Source organism: Streptomyces sp. NPDC055078 (genome assembly GCF_053607985.1).
Genome location: NZ_JBSGUP010000476.1, coordinates 1 through 6,354, shown reverse-complemented (window position 1 = coordinate 6,354; position 6,354 = coordinate 1). Strand labels below are relative to the sequence as shown.

The following is a 6,354-nucleotide window of genomic DNA, read 5'->3' as shown; positions in this document are numbered from 1 at the left end:
GGCCCCGGACCCAGCCGGACACCCGCCTCCCGGGCGCCGCGGAGCCCCCTCCCACCCCGCGCCGCACGACCAGCGGACCGGTATGAACCGGATGGGGATCAGCGCACGGGTGTGAACCGGACGGGCGTCCCCGGCACGGCCTGCGCCGCCGCCGGGAGGTCCCGCTCGTCGACGACCGCCACCACCGGATAGCCCCCCGTGGTGGGATGGTCGGCGAGGAAGACCACCGGACAGCCGTCCGGCGGCACCTGGACCGCCCCCAGCACCACGCCCTCGCTGGGCAGTTCATCGCCGCGCGCCCGCTCCAGCGCCGGGCCCCGGGTCCGAAGACCGATGCGATTGCTCGCCGCGGACACCTCGTAGGCCCCGGCGGTCAGAGTGCGCAGCGCGCCGTCGGTGAACCAGTCGGCGCGCGGCCCGAACCGGACCCGCAGGATCAACTCGGCGGGCGGGCCGGGCCAGGGCGCTCCGCCGTCCATCCCCGCGGGCGGGCCGCCGTCCGTCCCCGCGGGCGGGCCGACGGGTCTTCCGAGCGGCAGGACGACACCGTCCGCGAGCGGCGGGGGACCGAGGCCGGAGAGCAGATCGGTGGCCCGGCTGCCGAGCACCGGGTCGACCGCGACACCGCCGGCGAAGGCCAGATAGGCGCGTACCCCCGAGGTGGCCCACCCCGCTTCCAGCAGCGATCCGGCCGCCACCCGCACCGGGGCGCCCCACGCCACCGGCCGTCCGTCGACCGTGACCGGGCACGGCGCGCCGCCGACGGCGACGGTCACCGCTCGGCGCGGGCGCACGGCACAGCCGTTGAGGGTCGTCTCCAGCAGCGCCGCACTCTCCGGATTGCCCACCAGCCGGTTGAGGAGCCCGGCGGCGCGCGGGTCGAGCGCGCCCGAGCGCGGCACCCCGAGATGGGCGTGACCGGACCTGCCCAGGTCCTGCACGGTGGTCAGGGACCCGGCCCGGACGACCGCGATGGCGTGGTCGGTCATCCTTCCTCCGGAACGAATCGCACCAGAACCCCTGGTGAGAGCAGTGCGGCGGGCTTGCGCCCCGAGTCCCACAGCTCCAGGGCCGTGGTGCCGATCAGCTGCCAGCCGCCCGGGGACGAGCGGGGATAGACGCCCGTGTACGGACCGGCGAGGCCGAGCGATCCGGCGGGGACCGAGGTGCGCGGGGTCGACCGGCGCGGCACCGCGTACCGAGCGGGCAGCCCGGTCAGATAACCGAAGCCGGGCGCGAACCCGCAGAACGCGACCCGGAACTCGGCCGCCGAATGGATCGCCACCACCTCGCCCTCGCTCACCCCCCACAGCGCGGCGACATCCCCGATATCGGGCCCGTCGTAGCGGACCGGTACCTCGATGACGGCCTCCACCCCCGCCTGGAGCGGCGGAATCACCCACTCCGTGAGGGCTCTCGCCCACTGTTCCGGGTCGTCGAGTCCGTCGAGGAGTACGGTCCGGGCCGCCGGCACGATCTCCCGTACGGCCGGGAGGGTGCCCGCGTCCCGGCGGCGCAGCAGTTCGGCATGGAACGCCCCGGCCTCTTCCCCGTCCGCCAGCTCCACCAGCAGGGCCCGGTCGCCGACCGGCAGCGTGCGCGCGCTCATACGAACGACTCCACCCGGACGCCTGCGGCCTCCAGCTGACGGCGCACCCGGTGGGCCAGCGACACGGCCCCCGGGGTGTCGCCGTGCAGACACAGCGACCGGGCCCGCACCGGGACGGACTTCCCGCAGCGAGAAGTGACCATCCCGAACCGGGCCATGCTGACGGACCGTTCGACGACAGTGGCCGGGTCCGTGAGCACCGCGCCCGCCTCGCCGCGCGGGACCAGCGTGCCATCGGCGGTGTACGCGCGGTCCGCGAACGCCTCGGTGATGACGGGCAGTCCCGCCTTCTCCGCCATGGTGTGCAGCCGGGAGCCGGGGAGTCCCAGCAGCGGCAGCCGTTCGCCCGAGAGCAGCACCCCGTCGACGACGGCCGCGGCCTGCTCCTCGTCGTGGACCACGCGGTTGTAGAGCGCGCCATGCGGTTTGACGTACGAGACCCGGGAGCCCGCCGCCTTGGCGAATATCGTCAGCGCCCCGATCTGATAGGCGATCTCGGCGGCCAACTCGTCGGGCGGGACGTCCATGGAGCGCCGACCGAAGCCGGCGAGATCGCGGTAGGAGACCTGGGCACCGATCCGGACGGACCGTTCGGCCGCGAGCCGGCAGACCCGCCGCATGGTGGGCGCGTCCCCCGCGTGGAAGCCGCAGGCGACATTGGCGCTGGTGACGACGGAGAGGAGCTGCTCGTCGTCGGTGAGCCGCCAGTGGCCGAAGCCCTCGCCGAGATCGGCGTTGAGATCGATGGACGCCCAGGTCATGTACTCCTCCTCGTTCCTGTGGCCGCTGTGGCCGCTTCGAGCCCGCCAGGGCTCAGGGATGGGGGTTCACAGCAGCTCCCTGCCCCGCGTCTCGGGAAGGCCGAGCAGCGCCACGACAGCGAGACCGTAGCCGACGGACCCGAGCACGAGCGCACCGCCCACACCCCAGCTGTCGGAGAGGAATCCGACCAGGGTCGGCAGGAAAGCGCCCACCGCGCGCCCGCTGTTGTAGGTGAAGCCCTGCCCGGTGCCCCGGACAGCGGTCGGGTACAGCTCGCTGAGGAAGGAGCCGAAACCACTGAAGATCGCGGACATACAGAACCCGAGCGGGAAGCCGAGGACGAGCAGCAGCCCATTGGCCCCCGAAGGGATGTTGGTGTACGCGAGCACCCCGACGGCAGAGAGAACCGCGAAGAGCGCGATGTTCCGCTTCCGGCCGATGCGGTCGGTGAGGAATCCGCCGGTGAGATAGCCGATGAAGGCGCCGGAAATCAGAAACGCCAGATACCCGCCGGTGCCGACGACGGTCAGCCCGCGCTCCGTCTTGAGATAGGTCGGTACCCAGGTGGCGAGTGTGTAGTAGCCGCCCTGGACACCGGTGGACAGGAGAGTCGCCCATAAGGTGACGCGCAGCAGATCCTTCTTGAAGATCGCCGGGAAGGATCCGCGCTCGGTGCTGGCGGCCCGCCGGGCGGCGGCCTCGGGCGCGTCGGTGACATGGCGCCGGACATAGACCACGAGCAGCGCGGGCAGCGCGCCCGTCCAGAACATCACCCGCCAGGCGGTGTCCGCGTCGAGGAACTCGAAGACCAGGGTGTAGACGATCACCGCCAGAGCCCAGCCGGCCGCCCACGCGCTCTGCACGGCACCGAGCGTGCGGCCCCGGTGCTTCGCGGTGGCGTACTCGGCGACCAGAATCGCGCCGACCGCCCACTCACCGCCGAAACCGAGCCCCTGGAGGGCGCGGAAGACCAGCAGCGTCTCGTAGTTGGGAGCGAAGCCGCACGCCACGGTGAACACCGCGTAGGTCATCACGGTGACCATCAGCGCCTTCACCCGGCCGATCCGGTCCGCGAGGATACCGGCGAGCGCGCCGCCCACCGCCGAAACCACCAGGGTGACGGTGGTCAGCAGCCCGGTCTGTCCGTTGTCCAGGCTGAAGTACGCGGAGATCGCCACCATGCTCAGCGGCAGCGTGAAGTAGTCGTACGAGTCGAGGGCATAGCCCCCGAACGCGCCGGTGAAGGCGCGACGGCCACGCGGACCGAGGGCCCGCAGCCAGGTGAACGCACCGGTGTCGGTGGTGACTTCGCTGTCCGAGCTGTCTGAGCTGTCCGAGCTGTCTGAGCTGTTCGAGGGGTGCTCGCCCTGGCTCGACTGAGTCTGCGTCGTACTCATCTGCACCTCGCAGAAATGGAGAGGGTGCTGTCGTGGTGTGCGCCGATCTGTGCGGTTCTTCGATCCCTGCGGTCCACTCATCGGCCCCTTCGGCCCATCAGTGGCCCATCACTGGCCCATCCGGACCGGGCTACTCGTGCAATGACATCAAGGTAGAGGATCGTTGAACGATCCCACAAGAGGTTTGTTGGTTCGTTCTTCGTTCTACGATGGAGGTCGCGCCGGTCAGGTGACCAGCGGGAGGAGAGGGGCGCTGTGGGGACGACGGAGCCGTACACCGACGGGACCGCTGAGGCGGGCGGGGCCGGCGGGCTGGCCGACGACCGCGTGTTGCTCGGCCGCACCAGCACGGCGGAACGGGTCGCGGACATCCTGAGCACCCGGATCGCGGAGGGCTACTTCCAGCCGGGGGAGCGGCTGTCGGAGGACAGCATCGGCAAGGCGCTCGGGGTTTCGCGCAACACCCTGCGCGAGGCGTTCCGGCTGCTGACGCGTGAGCGACTGCTCGTCCACCGGCTCAACCGCGGGGTCTTCGTGCGGATGCTCGCCGTCCAGGATGTGGCCGATATCTATCGAACCCGTCAGCTCGTCGAATGCGCCGTGGTGCACGGACTCGGCGAGCCGCCGTACCCGCTCGACAAGCTCGACGCGGCCGTCAGCGGCGGCGAGCAGTCCGAGCGCGAACAGGACTGGCGGGGCGTCTCCACCGCCAATATCCACTTCCACCGCGAGCTGGTCGCGCTCGCCGGAAGCGTCCGCACCGACGAACTGATGCGCGGCGTACTGGCCGAACTGCGGCTCGCGTTCCATGTCGTCGACGACCCGCGCCGGCTGCACCAGCCCTTCCTCGTCCGCAACCGCGCCATCCTCGAAGCGCTGCGGGCGGGCGACCGCACGGGCGCGGAGCGGTTGCTCGCCTCCTACCTCAACGACTCCCGCGAGCGGATGGTGGAGACATACGCGCATCTGGTGGCCCCTGGCGAAGAAGAGGCGTAGAGGAAGAGGCGTAGGGGAGCAGAGGGGAGAACGCAGAGGGGAGAACGGGGATAAAACAGGGATAAAACGGGAACAGGCCGGGGGCAAGGGGCGGGAGTCGCGGGCGAGTCGCGGAGGCGGGCCCTGGCGGCCCGGCGGCCCGTGCGGAGAGGCAGGCCAACGGAATCGGCGAAGCTGCCTGGCCCGTGCCCCGGGTGATGCTCCGGCGAATCCACGGGTGACGCGGAACGGTGGCTTCTGCGCCGTTTCGACCGTTGTCAGTGCGAGGACCTAATCTGTGCAACGTGACTTCGCCTGCCTCGACGGACTCCGTTCCGCCCCAGCTCAGCGCGGGGCCGCGCCCCGCCCAGGGCCCGGCCGCCGACGAAGGGCTCGCGCGGCGGCTGCGCGCGCTCGCGTGCACCGCGCCGCTGCACGACCTGGACGCCCGCAAGGCGAATCTCGCGGGTGAGTACACGGTGTACGCGATGGCGGAGGTGGCCCTCGCGGCCATCGACCTCGTCACGCTGAACATGGACTTCGACACCGGCGCCGACCACGACCAGATAGTCGCCAGGCTGCTGCCCAGGATCGCCGCCCAGGCCCTGCGGCGCCCCGTCGCCGAGCATGAGCGGGTCGCCCGCTGGGTGCTGGAGAACCTGATCAATGTGGGCAGCGTGGACCGGGGATTCCGCGCGGTGTACGGCACCTTCGGCACCGACGGCGTCTACACCCGCCGTGACTACGACTTCAAGCTCATCGAGGAAGTCCCCGGCTACGGCGGCAGCGTCTATCTCCGCACCACCGACGAAGCGGTCAACGTCCTGGTCGGCGCGCTCGACACGGATGTTACGAGCGCCCAGATCGCGGCCGAGGTCAAGCTGGAAGTCCTCATCAGCCGCGGCCGGCTCGCCGACGCCCAACTCGCAGCCGAACAGGCCCGCTACCGCACCGTGCAGTACGCGGAGACGCTGCGCAGGACCCTGGAGGCGACCCGGCGCAACGTCCGCGCGGTCGACTGGCTGAACACCGTGCCCGACATGATCGCCGAGGCGCTCGACCATGTCGCCGACCGCTACCGCCATGAGAACGCGATCCTGACCAACATCCGCAAGGCGCGCGACGAGGCCGAGGACCCCGAGCACCGGCGCCGCGCCGCCGAGCTGGTCGATATCGTCAAGGACTGCATCCGCCGCCATACGCAGTTGCAGTCCCGCCTGCTGGAGGCCGGCCCGCTGTTCCGCGCCGAGCAGGACCGCCAGGCATTCGCCCGCCCCTCCGAGCTGACCGGACTCGATCTCTACGGGCAGCTCATGGCGCCGCTGCTGCCGCTCCCGCTGGAATCGGCTATCCGCGTCACGGACGCGTTCTTCGCCCGTGGCGCCGGACTGCGCACCCCTTCCTCCGTACGCGTCGGGGACCTGGTCGATCTGCTGCTCACCCCGCCCGTGGAGCGCGAACACCTCGGCGCCGAGATGCCCGAGCCGGATCTGATCGCCACCCCCGACGACAGCCGCTTCAGCGAGGAGCAGCTGGTGAGCGCCCTGGCCCTCCTCGATCTGGAGCACGACGCCCCCCGGCGCCTGTCGGGCCTCCTCGCCGAGGCCCGCC

Annotated in this window: 6 protein-coding genes; 2 read left to right on the top strand and 4 right to left on the bottom strand. The window is 71.3% G+C overall.

Annotated features, from left to right (window positions below; genetic code table 11):
- Positions 1–98: 98 nt before the first annotated feature.
- From ACWF94_RS29705 to ACWF94_RS29690, 4 genes are all read right to left on the bottom strand, one after another.
- A complete protein-coding gene (locus ACWF94_RS29705; RefSeq protein ID WP_453495206.1) occupies positions 99–989 on the bottom strand; it encodes a 5-oxoprolinase subunit C family protein in 891 nt (296 codons plus the stop codon).
- On the bottom strand, positions 986–1,609 hold the full coding sequence (pxpB, locus tag ACWF94_RS29700) for a 5-oxoprolinase subunit PxpB (protein WP_453495203.1): 624 nt from the start codon (positions 1,607–1,609) through the stop codon (positions 986–988). Before pxpB ends, ACWF94_RS29705 begins: the two co-directional genes overlap by 4 nt.
- A complete protein-coding gene (locus ACWF94_RS29695; protein ID WP_453495200.1) occupies positions 1,606–2,370 on the bottom strand; it encodes a LamB/YcsF family protein in 765 nt (254 codons plus the stop codon). The genes pxpB and ACWF94_RS29695 overlap by 4 nt, the downstream gene beginning before the upstream one ends.
- Before the next feature lie 66 nt (positions 2,371–2,436).
- Positions 2,437–3,768, bottom strand: a complete 1,332-nt coding sequence (locus ACWF94_RS29690; protein ID WP_453495197.1) for an MFS transporter — start codon at positions 3,766–3,768, stop codon at positions 2,437–2,439.
- A 255-nt stretch (positions 3,769–4,023) separates the two neighbouring features.
- On the opposite strand from ACWF94_RS29690, the gene ACWF94_RS29685 reads away from it, so the two are divergent.
- Together ACWF94_RS29685 and ACWF94_RS29680 are read left to right on the top strand one after the other, a co-directional pair.
- Positions 4,024–4,764, top strand: a complete 741-nt coding sequence (locus tag ACWF94_RS29685) for a GntR family transcriptional regulator (RefSeq protein ID WP_453495194.1) — start codon at positions 4,024–4,026, stop codon at positions 4,762–4,764.
- Between the two features lie 284 nt (positions 4,765–5,048).
- Positions 5,049–6,354, top strand: a 1,306-nt coding sequence (locus ACWF94_RS29680; RefSeq protein ID WP_453495191.1) for a hypothetical protein, incomplete at its 3' end; no start/stop codon positions are given.

Coding starts and splice junctions, on each gene's coding strand:
- ACWF94_RS29695 (WP_453495200.1), bottom strand. CDS start 2,370: ATGACCTGGGCGTCCATCGATCTCAACGCCGATCTCGGCGAGGGCTTC.
- ACWF94_RS29690 (WP_453495197.1), bottom strand. CDS start 3,768: ATGAGTACGACGCAGACTCAGTCGAGCCAGGGCGAGCACCCCTCGAAC.
- ACWF94_RS29705 (WP_453495206.1), bottom strand. CDS start 989: ATGACCGACCACGCCATCGCGGTCGTCCGGGCCGGGTCCCTGACCACC.
- pxpB (WP_453495203.1), bottom strand. CDS start 1,609: ATGAGCGCGCGCACGCTGCCGGTCGGCGACCGGGCCCTGCTGGTGGAG.